The sequence below is a fragment of the Vibrio sp. 1-2 (7-a) genome (assembly GCF_013048515.1).
Classification (GTDB): Bacteria; Pseudomonadota; Gammaproteobacteria; order Enterobacterales; family Vibrionaceae; genus Vibrio; species Vibrio diabolicus.
In genome coordinates this window covers 58,848-84,005 of the sequence record NZ_VHSQ01000001.1, presented here as the reverse complement: position 1 = coordinate 84,005, position 25,158 = coordinate 58,848, and the positions used below count along the sequence as shown (strand labels likewise).

Genomic DNA, 25,158 nt, shown 5'->3' with positions numbered 1-25,158 from the left:
TTTGAAGGCGCAAACCGTAAACGTCACCTGTAAGTTGGACTAATCTCATGCCAAATAATGTAAAAATAACGTCGAGTCACCGAGTGCTAATGGTCGCTTTACTCGCCGCTGCTTTTGCTTGCTACTTATTGGTTGAGCCATACATCAATTCCATTGTGATGGCTTTTATCATTTCTTTGCTCATGTTTCCGGTACACGAATGGTTTGAGCGAAAAATTCCCAAGCACCCCAATATGGCCGCACTGCTGTCATGTGTCGTCTTGACGTTTATTATCGTTATCCCACTGCTATTTGTGTTTGCAGCCATTGTTCAACAAGGCTCTGTTTTTTCACAAAATACGTACAACTGGGTCACGAATGGCGGCATCCAAGATATATTCCAACATCCTTTCGTTATCAAAGGTTTAGCTATAGTTAATGAGTACTTACCTTTCGATAAAATCGAGCCAAAAGCCATTGCTGAGAAAATTGGTCAATTTGCTACATCGTTTGGCTCTAACTTAGTTGCTATCAGCGCCAAGATTTTAGGAGACGCCACCAACTTCCTAATGAACTTCTTCCTGATGCTGTTTGTGCTGTTTTTTCTGCTTCGTGACCACGACAAAATTATCTCTGCGATTCGTCATATTCTGCCACTCTCACGTAGCCAAGAAGACCGCATATTGACAGAGATAGAGCAAGTTTCTAAATCAGCCGTGATGGGCTCATTCATGACAGCGATTGCTCAAGGTCTGGCTGGCGGTATCGGTATGTGGCTCGCTGGCTTCCCTGGGTTATTTTGGGGAACGATGATGGGCTTTGCATCATTCATTCCAGTGGTCGGAACCGCACTAATCTGGATTCCTGCAGCGGCGTACTTGTTCTTAACAGGCGATATGACTTGGGCTATCTTCTTGACGGTGTGGAGTGTGGTCGTCGTTGGTTCTATTGATAACCTATTGCGTCCGCTGCTAATGCAAGGCAGCGCAGGCATGAACACCCTAATGATTTTCTTCTCGTTACTGGGTGGTCTACACCTGTTTGGATTGATCGGCCTGATTTACGGTCCACTGATTTTTGCCGTGACAATGGTACTGTTTAATATCTACGAAGAAGAATTCAAAGACTTCCTCAACCAGCAAGACAACAGCTAGTCACAGCTTAATCACTTCAAGCTTGGGGCAGATTGTGCGAAAATCTGCCCCAATTATTTCTGATGAACCCAATTTATGTCTGCTTATATCGCTCCTAGCCAAATAGCTCAGCGTCAGCTCGAGTACTTCAACGGAAAACATGTTTTAGTTGCAGGTGAAGTCGAAGATCTCTTTCCACTTGAACTGACCAAACACTGTGAATCTGTGGAAGTCTTCACTTCAAACTACAGCTTCTACCGTCAAATTCGCACTCATAACAAGGTTAAAAGCCATTTTGGTTCTGAGTTTAATACTGAGACACAAGCAGACATGGTGCTTTTGTACTGGCCTAAAGCCAAAGCCGAAGCCGAATACCTTCTGGCGATGTTGATGGCGAAACTAGGCGTGAACACTGAAATTGTAGTGGTTGGCGAAAACCGCTCAGGTGTTAAAAGCATCGAGAAGATGTTCAAAGAGTATGGCCCGGTCAATAAATACGATTCCGCTCGTCGCTGTTCATTTTACTGGGGCACTTGCCTCAATGAACCAAAGCCGTTCAATCAAGCAGACTGGTTTAAAACCTATACGGTCACACTTGGTGAGCAATCACTGACTGTTAAGAGTTTGCCTGGAGTATTCAGCCATGGCGAATTCGATTTAGGTAGCCGCCTATTACTCGAAACCTTACCTACTCTATCAGGTAAAGTCCTCGACTTTGGATGTGGTGCTGGGGTATTAGGTGCTTTCATGGCAAAAGCCAATCCAGAAATTGCGATTGAGATGTGTGACATTAACGCGCATGCCATCACATCGAGCCAAGCTACACTAAAAGCCAATGGATTAACCGGCCATGTATTCGCCTCTGATATTTACTCAGACACTGCCGACGATTATCGTTTTATCATCAGTAACCCACCTTTCCACAGTGGTTTGGATACGAACTACAACGCAGCAGAAACACTCTTGGGTCAGGCTCCAAAGTATCTCGATAGCCATGGTGAAATGATCATTGTCGCGAATAGCTTCTTAAAATATCCACCAATTATTGAGCGAGCGTTTAATAATTGCGAGACGCTAAATAAGACCAATAAGTTTTCTATCTACTACGCGAAAAAGTCATAATCTTCCCTCGCGCAGGTACAAACCTGCGCGATTTTTTCTCAAAAACTCAACACTCATAAGAAAAACTGCGTCACCCTGCACGCTTTACAACTAACTTTCTTGTCAAAGAAAAAAAACTCGTTAATTTTGTTAATTCTATCTAGTTGAACATCTTATCCGTTTTTAACGAGAACCTCGGCAGCGATGTACATTTTAGAACTGCCCTTTATGAGTTGTAATCTTATCCATGTTTAAATTCTACAAAAAACAGAAATTTAAGCGCCTTCAGAGTACACTGATGACCGCATTTCTGGTGCTCAGTATCACACCTCTTACTATTACTGCGATTTTTTTCCTACAGTCCCACAGTAAAGATCTGCAAGAACAAAGCACCTCACACTTGTTGTCTGTTCGAGATACAAAACAACAGCAAATTATAGACTACTTTGAGGCGCGGGAAACCGAAGTCATGGGCTTTGTGCGCTCTGAACTGGCTTACGCCAGTGGTGGTCGATTCTACGGTCTCGTCAATGCTTTTAGTCGTTTAGGCAATGACATTGAAGAATCTCGTAAAAATGCCCAACAGCGCTACATTGAAGGCAGCGGAGATCAAATCAAAACGTCAACGTTACCCGAGTCTTCCAACTATGTCGGAAGTGAACGTTACCGACTCTTACATAAACGTTACCACTGGGCCTACTTGGAGCTCCTCAAGCGCTCTGATTTTAATGATATTTTGCTGGTCGATATCAACGGTAATGTCACCTACTCGATCAACAAAGACGATAACTACGGAACAAACTTATTATCAGGCCCCTACAAAGACTCAGCACTTGGCAAAACCTTCAAGCGTCTAGCTGATGACGTCACTGAACGCCGTAAGGTGAATGAAGACTACACCCCTGTGATTGTGTCTGACTTCGAACTGGAAGGTGGTAAACAAGTCGCTTGGTTAGGTGCTCCAATTGTTCAGCAAGGCTACCTACACAGCTATGCTATGTTCCGCTTACCAAATAATGGCATCACGAAGTTAGCCGCAGACGCCAACCGAGAGTCATCCATTAACACCTTACTGGTTGGAAATGATCACCAACCTCGCACAATTAACACCAAGCAAGATGACATTAAGAACAGCTTAGAAGTGATCGATAAAGCACTCTCTGGTGCATTTGGCGTCGGCACTTACACGAACGGTTTAGGTGAAGAGTTCATCGCTGCTTATGCACCGATTGAAACGCGTGGTGTTATTTGGGCACTCGTCGTGCAATTACCTGAAAACGAAGCTTTCGCTCGTATTCATCAACTAGAAAAACTGTTTGTTATCGCCATGCTGATCGCCATCATTCTAGTGGTAATCGCTTCCCATTATTTATCAAACTTTATTACTTCTCCGTTGCTGAAGTTAACTTGGGCTGCCGAAAAAGTGTCTGCCGGAGATCTTGATGACACCACCTTTAATACGGTTCGCAAAGATGAAATTGGCCGTCTTGCGCTGAGTTTTGAACGAATGCAACGCTCTATTCGAGAGAAAATTCAAACCATTAAGAAGCAAAATGAAGAGCTCGAGAGCAACATCCAGATCATTCAAAAACAAAATGATGAACTGCAATTGGCCGACAAACTTAAAGATGAGTTCTTAGCCACCACTTCTCATGAACTCCGCACACCATTGCACGGCATGGTCGGAATCGCTGAGACTTTAGCGTCCGGCGCTAACGGTGCTATCCCTGCTAGCCAAAAATATCAGCTTGATATCATCATTAAAAGTGGGCAACGTCTCGCAAACCTTGTTGATGACTTATTGGATTATCATAAAATGCGTTACGGAAGCATGGATATCCAGAAGTCAGCGGTGAGTTTAGCCAGTGCAACGCGACTGGTACTAGAGCTTTCCAGTCATTTACTCGGAAATAAAACCATCCGTATCATCAACCAAGTACCAGCGGATTTGAAAGCGGTGTCTGCCGATCCTCAACGCCTTGAACAAGTGTTATATAACCTGATCGGTAATGCGATTAAGTACACCTCAGAAGGTAAAATCGTTATCTCCGCCAATGTGGTTGATGATCATGTTCGTGTGCAAGTTGTGGATACTGGACAAGGTATTCCAGCAGAACATCTTGAACATATTTTCGAACCACTTATCCAAGCGGGACAAGACGCAAGTCGCTATCGTCAAGGTGCGGGGCTCGGGCTTTCGATTAGCCGTCAATTGATTGAGTTGATGGGTGGCTCGTTATACGTCAGCAGCCAGCCTATGGTCGGCACCACCTTCAGTTTCACGTTACCACTTGCCAGTGAAGAAGAGATCCAAACAACTCAAACCCTTGCAGCGCACGGACACTTCCAGATTCCTGAAATCGATGTAGAGAACAATGAAGACTTATCACTGCCAGAGAATCCAGACGGCCCGTTACTGTATGTCGCTGACGATGAGCCAGTAAACCTGCGTGTGCTTGAGAGCTTCTTACGTTTAGAGGGCTATCGCGTACGTACCGTCTCTGATGGACCAGAAACATTAGCACTCGTTGAGCAGGAAAAACCGGAACTCCTGTTATTGGATATCATGATGCCAGGCATGAGCGGCTATCAAGTCTGCAGTGAATTACGTGAAACTTATGACCATGCCGAGCTACCTATCATTATGCTCACCGCGCTTAGTCAAACAGAAGATCGTGTACGAGGCTTTGAAGCAGGAGCCAACGACTATTTATCTAAGCCATTCAATAAACAAGAGCTAGCTGCGCGCATCCAAGCGCACTTAACGGCAAGCCAAGCTGAAATGCGCCACATGGAGAATAAGATACTTGAATCTGAACTTCGCCAACGAGCGGCTGTAGAGGCAAGCTTATTAGAAACTCAAGGGCGATTGTTGGAACAACTGGAATCGGCTCCTGAAGCGATTATCTGTTTGCGTGAAGATAAACGTATCCGGTTTGCTAATGAAGCTGCTTGCAAGCTATTCAAGCGTAACTTAGAACAATTAAAACGTTCATCTGCCGATGAGTTGATTGCACCTAAGTATCTGACCGTCAAACAACCTCATTACTGTGGCAAGATTGATATCTATATTGAAGATATTCGTCAAAACATCGAAGCAGACATTCTTAAATTACCTGAAGGCTCAGGCTTAGATGTCATGTATATCTTTAATGTTGGCGGAGGAGCCAATGCCGCTCGCATACACAACCTAGAAACCGCAGTAGAGGTGCTTTCAAGTTATGCTTTTGATGGCGATAAAGACCAGCTGCAGAAGCTGAAAGAACTCGGTGGAGAATTTACACGCCTTGCAGACAAAGCGCTTGGTAACAAAAAAGACAAACAAGAGCTAATGCGAGAAATTCTGGTCGACGCAATGACACATGCCTTAGAGTATTGGGAGTCAGTCACTGGTGAAAGTAAATTCGCATTTGCCGAACAAAGTGGCTTATGGCGCGTTTATCTTGACCGTAGCACTCTGCAAACACGCACTTTGGATAAATACATGCGTATAGAAACGCTGCCAAAAACGCCACGTTGGAGAACGGTATTGAGCTCGATAGAATTCATCCTTGAACACTGTAAAGAACAGAGTCCTGAGCGTGCGTACATCGAAGCTCAACGAGATAAACTACAGCGACTGTTGACCAGCTAATACCTATCAAAAAACTAGCCCAGCGCATACGCTGGGCTTTTTATTATCCAAGCCTTCTCTTTCTCTAAAGACGAACAAGACAGCGACTCTCTACCGTTACCACATTAAAATGCCGAATAAGCCTCTGGACGAAGTTGTCCATGGTAGGCACTCCAAACATACGCTTCTATCACTCTAACCTGCCCAAATTAGGTTGAGTCGAGCGAATAAAACACTTCATTTTCACAATAAAAAAAGAGCAATAAATGAGAGAAAACTGTCGATAAAAGAGACTATTTTTCAGATAACAAACGGTTTTTAACCAACAATTGACAGAGATTGCGAACTCAATCACAACAGAACGGCAGATTAATTTTTAGCTAATTAATTAACACATTTTCTGCATGTGAGCGAGATCTCCGAACCAGGAAGAGAATCATAAGGCTTTTATTTTAAATAGATTATAGGTTAGCAATCACTAACACTCACTATTAATAAGGATATAAACTGCGACGCATATCAACGTTTACTTTTTGGTCTATCTCTAGTCAAAATTAGCCAAAATAACGTTTATAACGGAGAGTGACGATATTTTAACGTTTTTAACGAGAATCGAGTTTGATTATTTTCTGGATAAGGTGTTTTCTTACTCCTGCCTAAGGCCTACAGGCCACTCTTGGCGAAACTCAATGTTGTAATGAGTAATGCATAAACAAGAGGTAGGTCTTGGAGAGTGTTTATCAATTGATGACATTCAATTCCATTTAGTGAAATGAAAGCAAATAGTAAGGAACAGCTATGCTTGCCAATATTAAAAAAACAGCACTAGCAACAGCAATTATTGCAACGGCTACTACAGGTTTTGCATCGGTAGCTACTGCGGCTGAACGCAGTGAACTGACTATCCACCCTAAAGAGTTTACAACTTTCGTTCGTAACTTTAACCCTTTCTTGGGTGCAACTAACCTGCACACAACAACCGACTTTATTTACGAGCCGCTCGTTGTTTTTAACGAAATGCACGGTAACACGCCAGTATTTCGTCTAGCAGAAAACTTTACCATGGCTGATGACCTAATGAGCGTGACCTTCGATATTCGTAAGGGCGTAAAATGGTCTGACGGCAAAGCGTTTACCGCTGATGACGTAGTTTATTCTTTCAACCTAGTTAAAGAGAAGCCAGAGCTAGACCAATCTGGTATCAACTCTTGGGTTACTGGCGTAGAGAAAGTTAACGACTATAAAGTTAAATTCCGTCTAAGCGAAGCAAACTCAAACGTTCCTTACGAAATTGCGAAAGTACCAGTTGTACCTAAGCACGTATGGAGCAAAGTGAAAGATCCAGCAACATTCACAAACGAAAATCCAGTAGGTAGTGGTCCATTTACCGAAATCGACACTTTTACACCACAACTATACATTCAGTGTGAGAACCCGAATTACTGGGATGCTGATAACCTAGATGTAGACTGTCTACGAGTGCCACAAATCGCGAACAACGACCAATTCTTGGGCAAAATCGTTAACGGCGAAATGGATTGGACGTCTTCATTCGTACCAGACATCGACCGCACTTACGCTGCAGCAAGTCCGAATCACCACTACTGGTACCCACCAGCGGGTACTCAAGCGTTTGTAGTGAACTTCAAAAACCCAGACGCGGCGAAAAACGAAGCACTTACTAACGTTGACTTCCGTCGTGCGTTCTCTATGGCGCTAGACCGTCAAACGATTATCGACATTGCATTCTACGGTGGCGGTACAGTAAATGACTTCGCTTCAGGTCTAGGCTACGCATTCGAAGCTTGGTCTGACGAAGAGACGCACAACAAGTACAAAGGTTACAACACATACAACGCCGAAGGTGCGAAAAAGCTTCTTGCTAAAGCAGGCTTCAAAGATGTAAACAAAGATGGCTTTGTAGATACACCATCTGGCAAGTCTTTCGAGCTTCTCATTCAATCGCCAAACGGTTGGACTGACTTTAATAACACTGTACAACTAGCTGTTGAGCAACTAGCAGAAGTAGGCATTAAAGCACGTGCTCGTACTCCAGATTTCTCGGTATACAACCAAGCAATGCTAGAAGGTACATACGACGTTGCTTACACCAACTACTTCCACGGTGCGGATCCACACTTGTACTGGGACAGCGGCTACAACTCGAAGCTACAGTCTGGTGACGGTATGCCTCGCTTTGCAATGCACTTCTACAAGAACGATAAGTTAGACGGTCTTCTTAACAGCTTCTACAAAACCGCTGATAAGCAAGAACAGCTAGAAATCGCTCATGGTATCCAGAAGATCATTGCTCAGGACCAAGTAACCATTCCTGTGCTATCTGGCGCGTACATGTATCAATACAACACAACTCGCTTCACTGGTTGGTGGAACGAAGAAAATCCTAAGGGCCGTCCAAACATTTGGGCTGGTATCCCAGAGCGTCTACTTCACGTACTGGACCTAAAACCAGTTAAATAAGTAGAAGTTCATTTCAAGCGGCATACATCCCGTGTGCCGCCTATAAAAATCCCTTGTTAACGAAACCAATATGTGGCGCTCGTCGTCAGGGGATTTTTCGCTCTAAATTTCGCTAGGAGCGACCTGAAACCAGAAACAGGGAAAAAATCTGGGTGAGTAAGGTGTGAGTTATGGGTTATTTTTTAAGACGTTTGTCGTTCTATCTTGTCGCGCTCTTAGTTGCAGCGACGTTAAACTTTATTATTCCGCGAGCAATGCCTGGTGACCCAGTCACCATGATGTTTGCTAACGCTTCTGTACAGGTGACGCCAGAACGAATCGCAGCAATGAAAGAACTGCTCGGTTTCGTTGATGGGCCGATTTACATTCAGTACTTTTCATACATTAAAAACATTCTAAGTTGGGAGCTAGGTACATCAATCCAGTTCTACCCTCTTTCAGTTAACTCTTTACTAGGTAGTGCATTTGGCTGGTCTCTCTTCCTAGCTGGAACTGCGGTTGTACTTTCTTTCTCAATCGCTTCTGTACTCGGCATTTTTGCCGCCTGGAAGCGCGGTAGTAAGTACGATGCATTCGTAACGCCTGGTACATTGATCATTCAAGCTATCCCACAGATGGTTATCGCAATGTTAGCGCTGTTTACCTTTGCGATTGGCCTAAAATGGTTCCCATCTGGCTATGCTTACACGCCAGGTACTATCCCTGATTGGTCAAGCTGGGAGTTCATCAAAAACGTGGGTTACCACGCAGTACTCCCGCTATTCTGTGCAACCATCGTTCAGATCGGCGGCTTCCTCGTCAATATGCGTAACAACATGATCAACCTTCTTGCCGAAGACTACATCACGATGGCGAAAGGCAAAGGGCTTAGCGAGAACCGTGTCGTCTTCAATTACGCCGCACGTAACGCGCTACTTCCAAGTGTAACCGCGCTATCTATGTCTTTGGGTATGGCCATTGGTGGCCAATTGATCATCGAGATGATTTTCAACTACCCAGGTTTAGGCACCGTGCTACTTAACGCAATTCACGCTCGTGACTACCAAGTACTTCAAGGTCAGTTAATTATCATGACGATGTTCATGCTGTGCTTCAACTTAATGGCTGACATGCTGTACATGATTCTAGACCCTCGCCTACGTACGGGAGGCAAATAATCATGAAAGAACTATTCAAACTTATTTTAGGCAACTCATTCGCTCGAATCGGTCTTGGTATTGTTACCGTATTCGTATTCGTTGCGATCGCAGCTCCTTTACTTACGAAACATGCGCCAGACAAGCGAACCGGTAATCCACACGAATACCCAAGCTTTGTCGTAAAACAAGCGCAAAATAATCCTGATGGCTGGGTAGCTAAAAATCTAGCAGATGATCGTCGTACGCTGATTATGTCGAAAAAGGCTGATCACGTTCTGGGAACTTCACGTATGGGTCGTGATATTTGGTCACAAGTGGCTTACGGTGCACGCGTATCGCTAGGTGTCGGCTTTGGTGCAGGCATCATCGTATGTTTCCTAGCGACGGTCATTGGTATCTCGGCAGGTTACTTCGGCGGCAAAGTGGATGACATATTAAGTGCAGCGATGAACATCATGCTGGTAATCCCTCAATACCCATTACTCTTTGTACTGGCAGCCTTTATTGGCGAAGCAGGTCCACTCACCATTGCCTTGATTATCGCTGGTACCTCTTGGGCGTGGGGCGCGCGTGTTGTCCGTTCTCAAACCATGGCTCTACGCGAGAAAGAGTTTGTGAAAGCCGCTGAAGTATTGGGCGAATCTTCATTCCGCATCATCTTCGTTGAAATTTTACCAAACCTAATCCCGATTGTCGGTGCAAGCTTCATCGGCTCAGTAATGCTCGCTATCAATACTGAGGCTGTAATCTCGTTCTTGGGCCTGGGCGATGCCAACACCATCAGTTGGGGCATCATGCTCTACAACGTGCAAACCTCATCAGCGATGTTGATTGGCGCATGGTGGGAAGTATTAGCACCTTGTATCGCCTTAACTCTTTTGGTGACTGGTCTTGCTCTACTTAACTTTGCCGTTGATGAAATTGCTAACCCACAGCTTCGTTCTCACAAAGGCATGAAACGCTGGAAGAAACTGGCAGAGAAAGACAAGAAAGAGCGCGCGCCTGAAATGGCACCACAAAATGCACTATGGAGCGGAGATAAATAATCATGACTGCACCACTAATTTCTATCCGTAACCTATGCGTAGATTACATCACAGATGCGGGCGATGTCCGCGCCTGTAACAACGTTAGCTTTGACATTGCGCCAGGTGAAGTCTTTGGCCTGGCAGGTGAATCTGGCTGTGGTAAATCCACAGTTGCTTTCTCGCTCATGCGTCTTCATAAGCCGCCAGCATTCATCACTGGTGGTGAGGTCATCTTCAACGGTGAAGACATCATTAAGTACAGCGATGAACGTATGCAATCATTCCGCTGGAGCGAGATGTCGATGGTGTTCCAAAGTGCAATGAACGCATTAAATCCGGTGCTTACGATGGAAGAGCAGTTTTGCGATGTCATCATGCGCCACACCAACATGACACGTGAACAAGCGAAAAAGCGCGCCGAAGGATTGTTGGAAATCGTTGATATTCACCCAAGCCGCTTGAATGACTACCCACACCAATTTTCTGGTGGTATGCGCCAGCGCTTAGTCATTGCGATTGCTCTGGCTCTCAATCCAAAAATGATCATCATGGATGAGCCAACGACGGCACTCGATGTTGTGGTTCAGCGTGAAATCCTACAAAAGATCTATGCACTAAAAGAAGAGTTCGGCTTCTCGATCCTTTTCATTACCCACGACTTGTCACTCATGGTCGAGTTCTCGGATCGAATCGGCATTATGTACTCCGGTGAGTTAATTGAAGTCGCCCCTTCTAAGCAAATTCTGGAAAGTCCTTACCACCCTTACACTAAAGGTTTGGGTAGCTCTTTCCCTCCACTAACTGGTCCTAAAACCAAATTAACTGGTATTCCAGGCAACCCTTTGAACCTATTAGAGATTCCTCGAGGCTGCCGCTTCCAAGCCCGCTGCGACCGCGTCCACGAAGCTTGTACACGAGTACCAACTCAGCTGCGTCAAATTGAACCTGGTCGTTTTTCAAATTGCCACTTATACGGCGACACGATTGCTCAAGCTAAGGTTTAACAACAAAAAATAACGCTAGCTAAGAACAAAATTACACTGGAGAGAATTATGAGCAAACAACTCGGCGAACTGCTGATTGAGGGTAAACATGTCGTTAAGGACTTCCCTTTAAATAGTAACTCAATCAAGCAGTCAAAAATGCGCGCGATCAACGACGTGTCATTCAAGATGTACAAGAGCCGCGGTTTGTCAGTAGTAGGTGAATCAGGCTCTGGTAAATCTACTACCGCTAAAATGATAGCTAAAATGTACGCCCCTACAGAGGGTGTGATCGAATACAGAGGTCGTGATATCCAAGATATTACCTCTCGACATGACTTGATGACATACCGTGAAGGCGTACAAATGGTATGGCAGGACCCATTTGGCTCACTAAACCCTACACACAATATCTTTCACCACATTGCTCGCCCGTTGCTGATCCATAAAAAGATTGCACCAGGCAACAAAAAGGAACTGGAAGAACGTGTGTATGACCTACTAGAACAAGTTGGTCTGATTCCGCCAAAAGAAACCGCGCAAAAGTTCCCGCACCAGCTATCTGGCGGTCAACGTCAACGTGTAAACCTAGCTCGTAACATCGCTGTAGGTGCAGAAGTGGTATTGGCAGATGAGCCAACATCAATGCTGGACGTGTCAATTCGTGCTGGTGTTCTTAACTTGATGGAAGAGATGAAGTTCGAGAAACAAATGTCTCTGCTTTACATCACTCACGACATCGCAACGGCGCGTTACATTGCTGAAGATCTCGCGGTTATGTACGTAGGTCACATGGTTGAATGGGGGGATACTGAGGAAATCATTCACGATCCTCAACACCCATATACGCAACTGTTGGTATCTGCTGTGCCTGATCCATCGAAGTCTATTCACGAGAAGCTGAAAGGCAACAAAGGGGAAATCCCACTTTGGACACCGGATTCAGTCGGCTGCCCATTTGCAGGACGCTGCGTACACGCAACCGATAAATGTCGCGAACGACTACCAGGCGTCACTCAGCTTTCTGAGAACCACTTTGTTCGCTGTTACTTATTTGAAGATTAATTATAACGAGGGTCAGGTTCAGCCTGACCCATTCCTGTTTTATCGTTTCCCGGAGACATTGAATGCTGCTACTGACTAACCACATTGGTTATGAACATCTGGGCCCAAAGAAAGCCATTGTCCAGACCGAACAACCACACTTGTCTTCTTACACTGCTCAATTGATTTGTGCCACTAGCGAGCAAACCGTGGCAACTTTTGCGGTTGAAGAACAAGGTAAAGTGGCGAACTGGCATCAGGGCTATTTCTACCTCATCGACTTTTCATCTTTCACAGATTCAGGCGACTACTTCCTGCAAGTGGAAGATACGCGCTCTTCCTCTTTCACCATTAGCGAACATATTCTGTTGGATCAAACTTTGTCGGATGTGATCCACTACTTCAAATCACAACGTTGTGGTGGGATTTTCGATCAACAAGATCGACAAGTTCCAGTGCTCAGCGCCAACCAAACGGTTGATGTGCACGGTGGCTGGTATGACGCATCTGGAGACGTTAGCAAGTATTTAAGTCATCTTTCATACGCTAATTATTTGAACCCTCAACAAACCCCAATGGTAGTTTGGAACATCCTAAAAGGGCTTTCATTGCTTGAAGGAAGCGAAGACATTGCAGCTTTCACACGTACACGTCTTATTGAAGAAGCCCTGTTCGGTGCAGACTTCCTTGTTCGTATGCAAAACGAAAAAGGCTTCTTCTACATGACGGTCTTTGATAAGTGGAGCAAAGATACCGCGCAACGAGAAATTTGTGCCTACGAAACGCAACTTGGTCACAAATTTGACGACTACCAAGCAGGCTTTCGACAAGGTGGCGGTGTCGCCATCGCAGCGCTGGCCGCGGCGTCGCGTTTAAGTGTTCACGGCGAATACGATCAACAGAAATACCGCAACGCTGCTGAAAATGGTTACTGGCACTTAAAAGAGCACAATACGCAGTACCTCAATGATGGTGAAGAAAACATTATCGACGAATATTGTGCGCTACTAGCCAGTGTAGAACTGTTTACAGCCACCAAAGAAACTCGCTACTTGGAAGAGAGCCGTTTGTGGGCACAACGCTTAGTTGCTCGCCAAATGAGCGACGAACAGATTCAACACTTCTGGTCAGCAAACCAAGACGGCAGTCGTCCATACTTTCACGCTGCCGAAGCAGGTCTACCGGTTATTGCCCTATGCGAATACCTAGCAATTGAAGACGACTCCGTACAGACAGAATCGGTAAAACGCATCGTTAACCGAGCGTGTGAGTTTGAGATCAAAATATCGAATAAAGTGACCAACCCATTCGGTTACCCTCGCCAGTATGTTAAAGGCGTAAATGAGTCAAAACGCGATGCATTTTTTGTCGCACACAACAATGAATCCGGCTATTGGTGGCAAGGCGAGAATGCTCGATTGGGCTCACTCGCAACCATGGCGTATCTTGCTCAACCGCATATAGCATCGCAAGAAATACAGCAACAACTTTCCGTATTTGCTCAAGATGCATTGAACTGGATTGTAGGCTTAAACCCATACGACATGTGCATGCTTGATGGCCATGGTCGTAACAACCCTGATTACCTTCCTCAACATGGTTTCTTCAACGCTAAAGGCGGTGTGTGTAACGGAATCACTGGCGGCTTTGAAGACGAGGAAGACATCGCATTTAACCCACCAGCACAAAAAGACGACATGTTACAAAACTGGCGCTGGGGCGAACAATGGATCCCGCATGGCGCTTGGTACTTACTCGCGATAATGAGTCAAGCTCAGCATATTTCTCAGTTGGCAAGCTCTAAAAATATTAAGGAACAATAATCATGGGGATGTATTTTGTCGGTATCGATGGTGGCGGCACGTCATGTCGAGCCAGGATTAAAGATTCACAAGGTAATTTTCTTGGCGAGGCCAAAAGCGGCAGCGCCAACATCATGCTAGGTGCTGAAGTTGCAATGGCTTCGATTCTTGAATCCATCACTTCGGCTGCCGAGCAAGGTGGCCTGACACAACAAGATTTTACATCGATGCATGTCGGCTTAGCCCTTGCAGGTGCTGAGCACAAAGCATCTTGGCAAGCCTTTATGTCTCTTCCTCATCCGTTTGCCAGTATGACTCTTAATACTGATGCTTACGGCGCGTGCGTTGGTGCACACAATGGCGAAGATGGCGCAATCATGATCGCAGGAACGGGCTCTTGTGGCATCTACCTTAAAGGATTGGAGCAGCACGTTGTCGGTGGTCGCGAATTCCCTATTTCGGATCAAGGTGGCGGCGCAGTGATGGGGCTTCGCCTAGTTCAACAAGTGTTGTTAGCAGAAGATGGCATCAGAGAGAAAACGCCTCTAGCACAACACGTCATGGCGCATTTCGAAAATGACGTCGATAACGTGGTGGCTTGGTCTAAACAAGCGCTTCCTCGTGATTATGGCCAGTTTTCTCCTGCAATTTTCCAACATGCAGAACAAGGTGATGCACTGGCAATTGAGATGCTGAAGCAAACTGCAGCTGATATAGAAATGTTTCTCGTGGCATTAAACAAGTGCGGCGCAACGCGTATTTGTTTAATGGGCAGCATTGCTGAACGTATTTTACGTTGGCTTTCGCCCCCCGTTCAGCAATGGGTTGTTGAGCCACAGTTTGACGCGATTGAAGGCGCAATTATGTTTGCAGGTAAACCTGAACATAACCTTTACTCGCTCAGTGCGGCGTAGGAGTAGATATGGAATATCGTGTTGATCTCGTCGTCCTATCAGAGCAAAAGCAAAACTGCCGTTTCGGACTGACTTTCCATAATTTGAGCGATCAAGATCTCCACAATTGGAGCCTGATTTTTGCTTTTGATCGCTACATTCTGCCCGATAGTGTTTCGAATGGTCAGCTCAAGCAAATTGGCAGCTACTGCACCCTAAAACCAGAAGGGTTGGTGCTGGCAGCTAACCATCATTTTTACTGCGAGTTCAGTATTGGTTCGAACCCATTCCGTTACTATTCTGATGGATTCAATGAAGCCTTGGTCAACTTTGAAGTCAACGGCAACCTTCAGCGAGCTCAAGTCGATGTCACGCCGATCGTATTGGCTTCACCTTACCGTGAACGTAGTGAGATCCCTTCCAGCTTGACGCATGCGCAGCCTTTATTGCCAAAACCAAACCATATAGAAGTCAGCGATCACTGCTTTAGCTTTAATCATCACGCTGGCGTTGCGGTTTATTCAAACCTAGCCAATTCAGCTAAAGAGTGGTTACTTGAAGAGCTTAAGCGCATTCATCAATTTGAGTTCGCATCAGACAATGGCAGTCAGATCATCTTCAAAGGCAACCCAACCTTGGATGAAGGCGCTTACAAGCTGAAGGTAGCAGAAGAGGCGATCAAAATTGAAGCAGGCTCTTCGTCTGGTTTTACCCATGCTTGTGCAACGTTATTGCAACTGATCAAAGTTGGCGATCAACCGAATTCCATGGAAGTGGTTTGCTGTTCGATCAAAGACCGACCACGTTTTCGTTACCGCGGTATGATGCTAGATTGTGCTCGCCATTTTCACTCCGTTGAGCAAGTCAAACGTTTGATCAACCAGTTGGCTCACTACAAGTTCAATACATTCCATTGGCACCTTACCGATGATGAAGGTTGGCGAATTGAGATCAAATCATTGCCTCAACTAACCGATATTGGCGCATGGCGTGGGTTGGATGAAACCAATGAGCCACAGTACACGCACCTTGCTGAGCGTTACGGCGGTTTTTACACTCAAGAAGACATCAAAGACGTGGTTGCCTTTGCTTCGAAACGAGGCATCACTGTTATCCCTGAAATCGATGTACCAGGCCACTGCCGAGCTGCCATCAAGTCGTTACCACACCTATTGGTAGAAGCAGAAGATACCACTGAATACCGCAGCATTCAGCATTACAACGACAATGTCATTAACCCAGCTCTGCCGGGGAGCTATGAGTTTATCGACAAAGTGTTGGAAGATGTCTCCGCGTTATTCCCAGCCCCTTATGTTCATATCGGTGCGGATGAAGTACCTAACGGCGTATGGTCAAAAAGCCCAGCGTGTCAAGCACTAATGGAACAACTGGGTTACAGCGACTACAAAGAGTTGCAAGGGCACTTCTTGCGTCATGCCGAAGACAAACTGCGCAAACTTGGCAAGCGCATGCTGGGTTGGGAAGAAGCACAGCATGGCGACAAAGTCAGCAAAGACACAGTGATCTATTCGTGGTTAAGCGAAGAAGCGGCGTTGAACTGCGCGCGCCAAGGTTTCGATGTGGTGCTACAACCAGCGCAAACCACCTACCTAGATATGACCCAAGACTACGCACCAGAAGAACCGGGCGTGGATTGGGCTAACCCGTTGCCGCTAGAAAAAGCTTACAACTATGAACCACTCGCTGAAGTGCCAGCCGACGATCCAATACGTAAACGCATTTGGGGCATTCAAACAGCATTGTGGTGCGAAATCATCAACAACCAGTCTCGTATGGACTACATGGTCTTCCCGCGCTTAACCGCAATGGCAGAAGCATGTTGGACAGACAAACAACACCGAGATTGGACCGACTATTTATCACGTTTGAAAGGCCATCTACCTCTGCTTGATTTGCAGGGAGTGAATTACCGTAAACCGTGGAAGTAATACAAAACTGATGTCGAAACATCACGCTTGAAGAGTTTTTAAATTTTGGCTGCAGATGCAGCTTAGTAAAAAGGAAAGACACAAATGAAATACGGCTATTTCGATAACGAGAATCGTGAATACGTCATTACTCGCCCTGATGTACCTGCTCCTTGGACCAACTACCTAGGTACAGAAAAATTCTGTACCGTTATCTCGCACAACGCGGGTGGCTACTCGTTCTACAACTCTCCAGAATACAACCGTGTTACTAAATTCCGTCCAAACGCGACATTCGATCGCCCAGGACACTACGTTTACCTACGTGATGATGAGACGGGTGATTACTGGTCAATCTCTTGGCAACCAGTCGCCAAAAGCCTAGACGAAGCGAACTACGAAGTTCGTCATGGTTTGTCGTACTCTAAGTTCAAATGTGAATACAGCGGCATTAGCGCAACCAAAACGCTCTTTGTACCAAAAGGCGAAGACGCGGAAATTTGGGATGTGGTCATCAAGAACACCTCTGACAAACCACGTACGATCAGCGCATTCTCATTTGTTGAGTTCTCATTCAGCCACATTCAATCTGATAACCAGAACCATCAGATGTCTCTGTACTCTGCTGGTACGTCATACAACGAAGGCGTGATTGAGTACGACCTGTACTACAACACGAACGATTTCGAAGGTTTCTACTACCTAGCTTCAACGTTTGACCCAGATTCGTACGACGGTCAACGTGACAGCTTCCTTGGCCTATACCGTGACGAAGCAAACCCGCTAGCGGTAGAACAAGGTAAGTGTTTCAACACAGCGCAAACGTGTTACAACCACTGTGGCTCTCTGCACAAGCAATTCACTATCCAACCGGGTGAAGAAGTTCGTTTTGCTTACATTCTAGGTATCGGTAAAGGCAACGGTGAGCGTCTACGTGCTAAGTACCAAGACCTTGCAGAAGTCGACAATGCATTTGAGGGTATCAAAGCGCACTGGGATGAGCGTTGTGGCAAGTTCCAAGTGAAATCACCAAACGAAGGTCTAGATACCATGATCAATGCTTGGACACTGTACCAAGCAGAAACTTGTGTGGTGTGGTCTCGTTTTGCTTCGTTCATTGAGGTGGGTGGTCGTACTGGTCTTGGTTACCGCGATACAGCGCAAGATGCAATCTCAGTTCCTCACGCTAACCCAGCAATGACGCGCAAACGTATCGTTGACCTACTGCGCGGCCAAGTGAAAGCGGGTTACGGTCTACACCTATTCGATCCAGACTGGTTCGATCCAGAAAAAGCGGATGTTAAACCATCGAAATCCCCAACAGTTGTTCCTACTCCATCTGATGAAGACAAGATCCACGGTATTGAAGACACGTGTTCTGATGACCATCTATGGCTAGTTCCAACCATCTGTAAGTACGTGATGGAAACGGGTGAGCACAGCTTCTTCGACGAAGTGATCCCTTACGCAGATGGCGGCGATGCAAGCGTTTATGACCACATGAAAGCTGCGCTAGACTTCTCAGCTGAATACGTGGGTCAAACGGGCATCTGTAAAGGTCTACGTGCCGACTGGAACGACTGTCTAAACCTAGGTGGCGGCGAGTCTTCAATGGTGTCTTTCCTACACTTCTGGGCGCTACAAGAGTTCATCGACCTTGCAAAATACCTAGGCAAAGAAGCTGACGTTGAGAAATACACCGAGATGGCAGCAAACGTGCGTGAAGCGTGTGAAACACACCTTTGGGACGAAGAAGGCGGCTGGTACATTCGTGGTCTAACGAAAAACGGCGACAAGATTGGTACAGCGCAACAAAAAGAAGGTCGTGTACACCTTGAGTCAAACACTCTTGCGGTGCTGTCTGGTGCGGTATCTCAAGAGCGCGGTGAAAAGGCAATGGACGCAGTCGACGAGAATCTATTCTCTGAATACGGCCTACATCTGAACTCACCATCATTCGCAACACCAAATGATGATATCGGCTTTGTAACGCGCGTTTACCAAGGCGTAAAAGAAAACGGTGCAATCTTCTCGCATCCAAACCCATGGGCTTGGGTTGCTGAAGCAAAATTGGGGCGCGGTGACCGTGCGATGAAGTTCTACGATGCACTCAACCCATACAACCAGAACGACATCATCGAAAAACGTATTGCAGAACCTTACTCGTACGTACAGTTCATCATGGGTCGTGACCACCAAGACCACGGTCGTGCAAACCACCCATGGTTAACAGGTACATCTGGCTGGGCTTACTTCGCTGTTACCAACTTTATCCTTGGTGTGCGTACAGGCTTCGATGGCCTGACTATCGATCCATGTATCCCAACAAACTGGCCAGGTTTCGAAGTGACTCGCCAATGGCTAGGTGCAACGTACAACATCAAAGTCGTTAACCCAGACTCAGTAAGCAAAGGCGTTAAGTCGATTACTGTGAACGGTCAGGCAGTGAACGGTGCATCTGTACCAGTTCAAGCGGAAGGTTCCGTCAACGAAGTGATCGTAACACTAGGTTAATCGCTTCAAAACGTCCCAATGCACTTTTGCTTTTTAGCTTGTGCATTGGGTTCGCTAGCAAAATTTTAAGGCGCGGCGCCTTGCCGCCCTTATTGAGGTTCGAATCATGATCAAATTTGGTACAGGCGGCTGGCGCGCATTCATCGGTGAAGAATTCACTAAAGATAATGTTCGTTTGGTTGCTCAAGCAGTTGCAAACATTACGAATAACGAATCTGTTGCTGATCGCGGCTTTGTCATTGGCTATGACCGACGCTTTCTGTCTGACAAAGCTGGCCGTTGGTTTGCCGAAGTTTTAGCAGCAAACGGCATCGTCGTTAGCTTTATCGATAAGTTTGTTCCAACGCCTATCGTAATGTTTAAAGCGAAGGAAATGGGCTGCGCTTACTCGGCATGTATTACGGCATCGCACAACCCGGCCGATTACAACGGCATTAAAGTCTTCATTGAAGGCGGTCGTGATGCAGATGAAATCATCACCCAGAAAATCGAATCACAAATCAATACGCTCACTGCACAAGATGTAAAAAGTGTCGATTTTGAACAAGCGGTTGAAGATAAGCTGATTCAAATTATCAACCCGATGAACGAATTCGTAGATTCGATAATTAACTTTATTGATATCGAGTCGATCAAAAAAGCCAACCTACGCGTTTTGATTGACCCGATGTTCGGTGTCGCAAAAAATGCACTGCAAACCGTATTAATCAACGGCCGCTGTGACGTTGATGTGATTAACGATGGAAAAAACCCAGACTTCGGTGGGTTAATGCCTTCGCCAAGTGCTGCAACACTCTACCGTTTGATGCACCTAGTAAAAGAGCAAGGTTACGATATTGGCATCGGTACCGATGGCGATGCGGACCGTCTTGGTATTATTGACGAAAAAGGTAACTTCATTCATCCGAATGAAGTCCTGATTCTACTTTATTATTACTTATTGGAGTACAAAGGTTGGACAGGTTCCGTGGTACGTAACATCGCGACGACTCATCTTCTCGATAAAATTGCTGAAGACCACGGTGAAAAATGCTTTGAGGTACCAGTAGGCTTTAAGCACATCAGTTCTCAAATGGAAGCTGATGACTCACTGATTGGTGGGGAAAGCTCTGGCGGCCTAACCATTCGCGGCCACATCAAAGGTAAAGATGGCGTCTTCGCGTCTAGCTTGTTAGTTGAAATGATTTCAGTAACAGGCAAGAAATTGTCTGAGTTGCTAGATGAAATCTACGGTAAGTACGGCTACGCGTACATGGCAGAAGGTGATTGCAAATTCAAACCAGCGCAAAAAGAAGCCCTGTTCAACAAGATATATGTTGAAAAACAACTGCCTGAGTTTGAGTTCGATATTGAAAAAGTCAGCTACGAAGATGGTGCGAAAGTGTACTTCAAGAATGGCGGTTGGATCATCGCCCGCTTCTCTGGTACTGAGCCACTACTGCGTATTTTTGCAGAAATGCAAGATAAGGACACTGCGGAACGTGTTCTTCAACAGTTTAAAGACTTCTTATCTTTATAACTGACCTTGTGCCCGCTTCGAGCACTTCGGCTACGCTTGTCATGTAATTAAAGCTGTCGCTAAGGGGAAGAATACTTGCCCGGCATCACTGCCGGGCTTTTTTATTATGTGTAGGCAGGCATAAGAGAATAGTAAAGGTACCCAGTAACGTTATGCGAATGCCAGCACGCCCTGCGTTTCAATTTTCACAGCAACAGACTCACCAATATTTAATGCCTGCGATGCTGTAGCCAACAAACGGTCGCCATTCGCATCAATCACGTAGCGGCAATGGTCGCCCATAAAGTGCTGCTCCAGCACCGTTACTGAGCTCTCTTCATCGGATTGAATTTGCACATGTTGCGGCCTTAGCAACAAAGAGCATTCAGACTGCACTGGGATCTCTTGTTGGGCTGTGGCTTCAACCACACCCAAGTGGGTTTCATATTCTGAATCCGAAACTCGTTTAGCGGCCAGATAGCTACCACCACCTAAGAAATCCGCAACAAACTTACTTGAAGGCTGGTAGTAAAGCTCAGATGCCGTACCATACTGCTCGATAACACCATTGTTCATCACTGCCATTTTATCCGCGAAGGCAAAAGCCTCTTCACGGCTATGCGTAACAAAAATGGCAGTCACGCCTTGCGCCTTAAAAATCTTACGGATCTCACTTATCAACTCATGGCGAACTTGCGTATCAATATTAGAGAACGGCTCATCTAGCAACAATAAGTCTGGGCTATAAGCTAATGAGCGAGCAATCGCAACACGCTGCTGCTGTCCACCAGACAACTGATGTGGATAACGATCGCCATAGCCTTGCAAATGCACGAGCTCGAGCATCTCTTGAACTTTGCCATTTTTCTCTTTTGTCGAGTAATGCTTTAAGCCAAAGGCAATATTTTGCTCCACCGTCAGGTGAGGAAAAAGCGCATAATCTTGGAAAATCATCCCTATATTACGCTGTTCTGGTGGCAACCAGTTCTCCCCATCATCAATCGTGACGCAATTTAAGCTCATTTCGCCTGACGTTAATGGCAATAGCCCTGCAACGGCTTTTAATAGTGTTGTTTTTCCGCAACCACTTGCACCTAGTAAACAGACAATTTGCCCTTGTTCCACCTCAAGAGATAATGATTCGAGTACGGTTTGATCATCATATTGGCAAGTTAGGTTTTTAATTGATAATGCGCAGCTCATCAGTGATTTTGCTCCAGTGAACGGTTAACAACAACAAGCGGGATCAACCCAACAAGAACCAACAGAACCGCAGGCAAAGCGGCCAATTCTAAATGCTCATCCGAGGCGAAGTTATAAACGTATGTGGCTAGTGTTTCAAAGTTAAATGGACGAAGTAATAGAGCCGCATTGAGCTCTTTCATCGACTCGATAAACACTAACAGAGCCGCAATCAGTGCACCACGTTTAACCAGCGGAAAGTGCACACGCCACAGCATGGCATTAGGCTTACAACCCATGGTGCGAGACGCCATATCTAACGAAGGCGAAATTTTATTTAAATTACTTTCGATACTACCAATCGCCACCGCTGAAAAGCGCACAACCATGGCAAAAACCAGGGCGAACATGGAGCCAGAAAAAATAAGTCCCGGTCTTCCCCATTCCATGGCTTTAGCAAAGTCGTTGACGCGGTGATCCATAAACAGTACTGCGACCATCACACCAATCGCTAATACGGTTCCTGGCACTGCATACCCCATCGAAGAAAGACGCATAAATGCCAAGCTTTCGCGCTTGCCATTGACGCGATGGGTAAAGTTAACGATCAGTGCGACAGCAACACCAATAATGGCGGCAATAACCGACACGACCAAACTATTCCATGCGTATTCACGAAACTCGGGGGTCCAACTCTGCGCAAAGTAAGTTATCGCATAATCAATCAGCTGTAGTAATGGCAAAATAAACGCGACCGAAACCAAGCCCCAACACCAAACCAGCGCGGTCCACTTTTTCCAGCCCGTCAACTCATAACGAAAATCTTCGTGACTGTTAAATTGGCTTTGAAAAAGCTTTTGTTTACGACGACTGTAGCGTTCTGCACTGAGAAGCAGTACTACAATGACGAGCATCATGGCAGAAATCTTGGCTGCAGCATTAAGATTAGAGTATCCCAACCAAGTATCGTAGACCGCTGTGGTTAACGTATTCACAGCGAAGTAACTTACAGTACCAAAGTCACCGATAGTCTCCATTGCGACCAGCGACAAACCCACAGCGATAGAAGGTCGCACTAATGGCATCGAGATGCGCCAAAAGCTTTCCCATGGAGAGCATTTGAGCAAACGCGCGCTTTGCAACAAAGAGACATTTTGCTCCATAAATGCAGCTCGACACAGCAAATACACATAAGGGTACAGCACTAAAGCCAACACAAAGGTCGCGCCAGGCAAGGTGCGAATATCAGGGAACCAATACTCGCCAGGTCCCCATCCGGTTACATCACGCAAAAAGATCTGAATCGGTCCTGCAAAATCAAACCAATCAGTAAAAATATAACCAATGATATAACCTGGCATCGCAAGAGGTAGCACCAATGCCCACTGCAACCATTTTTCGGTCGGCAGTTTACACATGGCCATTATCCAAGCGCTTGGTATACCAAGAATTAAGGACAACACCATTACGCCAATAGTGAGCGCAACCGTGTTAAAAATATAAGTCGGCATGACTGTCGCCATTAAATGGGCAAACAAATCATCCGTTTCACCAATTGCGGTGTAGAAGATCGCTAAGATCGGCAAAACCAGTAACAGAGTTATTACCCCACTACTGGTTTTCCATAAAGAGTGTTTATCTTTCATCGCCTAATTACTGCAAGGCTGTATGAAATACAAATGCTGTTGCAAATACATCTCATATCCTTTAATCAAATGGGGGTACTGTTATACCCCCACAAGGAATTAAAGGTCAAATTTCACTTCGTCTAATAGCTTAATTGCCGCTTCGTGGTTGGCTGCAATATCGTCTAGAGAAAGCTTGTCTGCTTTAAAGTCACCCCAAGATTCCACAAGTTCAGAACGCTTCACGCCTTCTTTAACAGGGTACTCGTAGTTAACTTCTGCGTACATCTGCTGCGCTTTGTCACCCGTTAGGAATTCCATTAGCTTCACAGCATTGTCTTTGTTTGGAGAGTACTTCGCCATCGCCATACCAGAGATGTTTACGTGAGTACCTGTAGTCTCTTGGTTAGGGAAGTTGATGTAAACTGCATCTGCCCAAGCTTTTTGCTCTTTGTCATTAACCATTTTACCTAGGTAGTAGCTGTTACCTAGAGAAACATCACATAGACCTTCTTTGATCGCTTTAACTTGTGCACGATCGTTGCCTTGTGGTTTGCGAGCAAGGTTTGCTTTCACGCCTTCCAACCACTCTTTGGTTTCTGCTTCGCCATTGTGAGCAATCATTGCTGAAACTAGAGAAACGTTGTACGGGTGCTTACCGCTACGAGTACAAATTTTACCTTTGAACTCTGGCTTAGCTAGATCTGCATAGTTGAAATCTGCGCCTAGTTTACCTACGCGATCACGTGAAGAGTAAACACTACGAGAGCGTAGAGTTAGGGCAAACCACTCATTCTCTTTATCTTGGTATTGAGCTGGTACGTTTTCTTCAATGATTTTGCTATCTACTTTCTGAACTAAACCTTTGTTTGTCAGTTCAGCTAGACGACTGATGTCTGTCGTAAGGATAACGTCAGCTGGGCTGTACTCGCCTTCTTGAGCTAGCTTTTCTGCTAAGCCTTTTTTAGCAAATTTTACGTTTACTTTGATGCCAGTTTCTTTAGTGAACTCGTTGAACATAGGTTCAACTAGGAAAGGTTGACGGTAAGAGTAGACGTTCACTTCTTCAGCAGCCATTGCTGTTGGAGCTAAGGTTGCGCAAGTTAATGCTGAAAGAGTTAGCAGTTTTTTCATTGTTTAATCCTTTACCATGCTAATGATAACGTTTATCAGTTGCGTTATTATATGTATGTTCAATAAGAAGACAATGACAAA

General features: G+C 45.5%; 16 protein-coding genes. 13 read left to right on the top strand and 3 right to left on the bottom strand.

Features of this window, described 5'->3' with window-relative positions; translation table 11 throughout:
* The first annotated feature begins 47 nt into the window (after window positions 1-47).
* From FKN08_RS00330 to FKN08_RS00270, 13 genes are all read left to right on the top strand, one after another.
* Window positions 48-1,133, top strand: coding sequence for an AI-2E family transporter (locus tag FKN08_RS00330; RefSeq protein WP_048625951.1), 1,086 nt, complete (start codon window positions 48-50; stop codon window positions 1,131-1,133).
* A gap of 75 nt (window positions 1,134-1,208) precedes the next feature.
* Window positions 1,209-2,234 (top strand): 16S rRNA (guanine(1207)-N(2))-methyltransferase RsmC, encoded by a 1,026-nt coding sequence (gene rsmC / locus FKN08_RS00325; protein WP_047008959.1) that lies wholly within the window; start codon window positions 1,209-1,211, stop codon window positions 2,232-2,234.
* Window positions 2,235-2,460: 226 nt separating this feature from the next.
* Window positions 2,461-5,847 (top strand): response regulator, encoded by a 3,387-nt coding sequence (locus tag FKN08_RS00320; RefSeq protein WP_139060599.1) that lies wholly within the window; start codon window positions 2,461-2,463, stop codon window positions 5,845-5,847.
* A 777-nt stretch (window positions 5,848-6,624) separates the two neighbouring features.
* Complete coding sequence (locus FKN08_RS00315; protein WP_005394703.1) at window positions 6,625-8,307, top strand: ABC transporter substrate-binding protein; 1,683 nt, start codon at window positions 6,625-6,627, stop codon at window positions 8,305-8,307.
* A 170-nt stretch (window positions 8,308-8,477) separates the two neighbouring features.
* Window positions 8,478-9,464 carry an ABC transporter permease gene (locus tag FKN08_RS00310; RefSeq protein ID WP_005394705.1) on the top strand — a complete coding sequence of 329 codons (987 nt, stop codon included), beginning with the start codon at window positions 8,478-8,480 and terminating at the stop codon, window positions 9,462-9,464.
* Between the two features lie 2 nt (window positions 9,465-9,466).
* Window positions 9,467-10,492, top strand: a complete 1,026-nt coding sequence (locus FKN08_RS00305; protein ID WP_005394707.1) for an ABC transporter permease — start codon at window positions 9,467-9,469, stop codon at window positions 10,490-10,492.
* Between the two features lie 2 nt (window positions 10,493-10,494).
* Entirely contained in the window at window positions 10,495-11,478 is a 984-nt protein-coding gene (locus tag FKN08_RS00300) for an ABC transporter ATP-binding protein (RefSeq protein WP_170890990.1), read from the top strand.
* A 48-nt stretch (window positions 11,479-11,526) separates the two neighbouring features.
* On the top strand, window positions 11,527-12,522 hold the full coding sequence (locus FKN08_RS00295; protein WP_005394711.1) for an ABC transporter ATP-binding protein: 996 nt from the start codon (window positions 11,527-11,529) through the stop codon (window positions 12,520-12,522).
* 62 nt (window positions 12,523-12,584) lie between these two features.
* Window positions 12,585-14,324: a glycoside hydrolase family 9 protein gene (locus tag FKN08_RS00290; RefSeq protein WP_170890988.1), complete on the top strand. Its 1,740-nt coding sequence runs from the start codon at window positions 12,585-12,587 to the stop codon at window positions 14,322-14,324.
* Window positions 14,325-14,326: 2 nt separating this feature from the next.
* Window positions 14,327-15,217: an N-acetylglucosamine kinase gene (locus tag FKN08_RS00285; RefSeq protein WP_170890987.1), complete on the top strand. Its 891-nt coding sequence runs from the start codon at window positions 14,327-14,329 to the stop codon at window positions 15,215-15,217.
* An 8-nt stretch (window positions 15,218-15,225) separates the two neighbouring features.
* On the top strand, window positions 15,226-17,145 hold the full coding sequence (locus FKN08_RS00280) for a family 20 glycosylhydrolase (RefSeq protein ID WP_170890985.1): 1,920 nt from the start codon (window positions 15,226-15,228) through the stop codon (window positions 17,143-17,145).
* Between the two features lie 84 nt (window positions 17,146-17,229).
* Window positions 17,230-19,638 carry a N,N'-diacetylchitobiose phosphorylase gene (locus FKN08_RS00275; RefSeq protein WP_170890983.1) on the top strand — a complete coding sequence of 803 codons (2,409 nt, stop codon included), beginning with the start codon at window positions 17,230-17,232 and terminating at the stop codon, window positions 19,636-19,638.
* 106 nt (window positions 19,639-19,744) lie between these two features.
* Window positions 19,745-21,157: a phosphoglucomutase/phosphomannomutase family protein gene (locus FKN08_RS00270; protein WP_047008966.1), complete on the top strand. Its 1,413-nt coding sequence runs from the start codon at window positions 19,745-19,747 to the stop codon at window positions 21,155-21,157.
* Between the two features lie 150 nt (window positions 21,158-21,307).
* Here FKN08_RS00270 and FKN08_RS00265 read toward each other — a convergent pair whose 3' ends face one another.
* The 3 genes from FKN08_RS00265 to FKN08_RS00255 all read right to left on the bottom strand — a co-directional run bounded on the left by FKN08_RS00265 (window position 21,308) and on the right by FKN08_RS00255 (window position 25,077).
* Complete coding sequence (locus FKN08_RS00265; RefSeq protein ID WP_005396732.1) at window positions 21,308-22,339, bottom strand: ABC transporter ATP-binding protein; 1,032 nt, start codon at window positions 22,337-22,339, stop codon at window positions 21,308-21,310.
* Window positions 22,339-23,964 (bottom strand): iron ABC transporter permease, encoded by a 1,626-nt coding sequence (locus FKN08_RS00260; protein ID WP_074191767.1) that lies wholly within the window; start codon window positions 23,962-23,964, stop codon window positions 22,339-22,341. The genes FKN08_RS00265 and FKN08_RS00260 overlap by 1 nt, the downstream gene beginning before the upstream one ends.
* 99 nt (window positions 23,965-24,063) lie before the next feature.
* Entirely contained in the window at window positions 24,064-25,077 is a 1,014-nt protein-coding gene (locus FKN08_RS00255; protein WP_005386566.1) for a Fe(3+) ABC transporter substrate-binding protein, read from the bottom strand.
* Window positions 25,078-25,158: the final 81 nt, after the last annotated feature.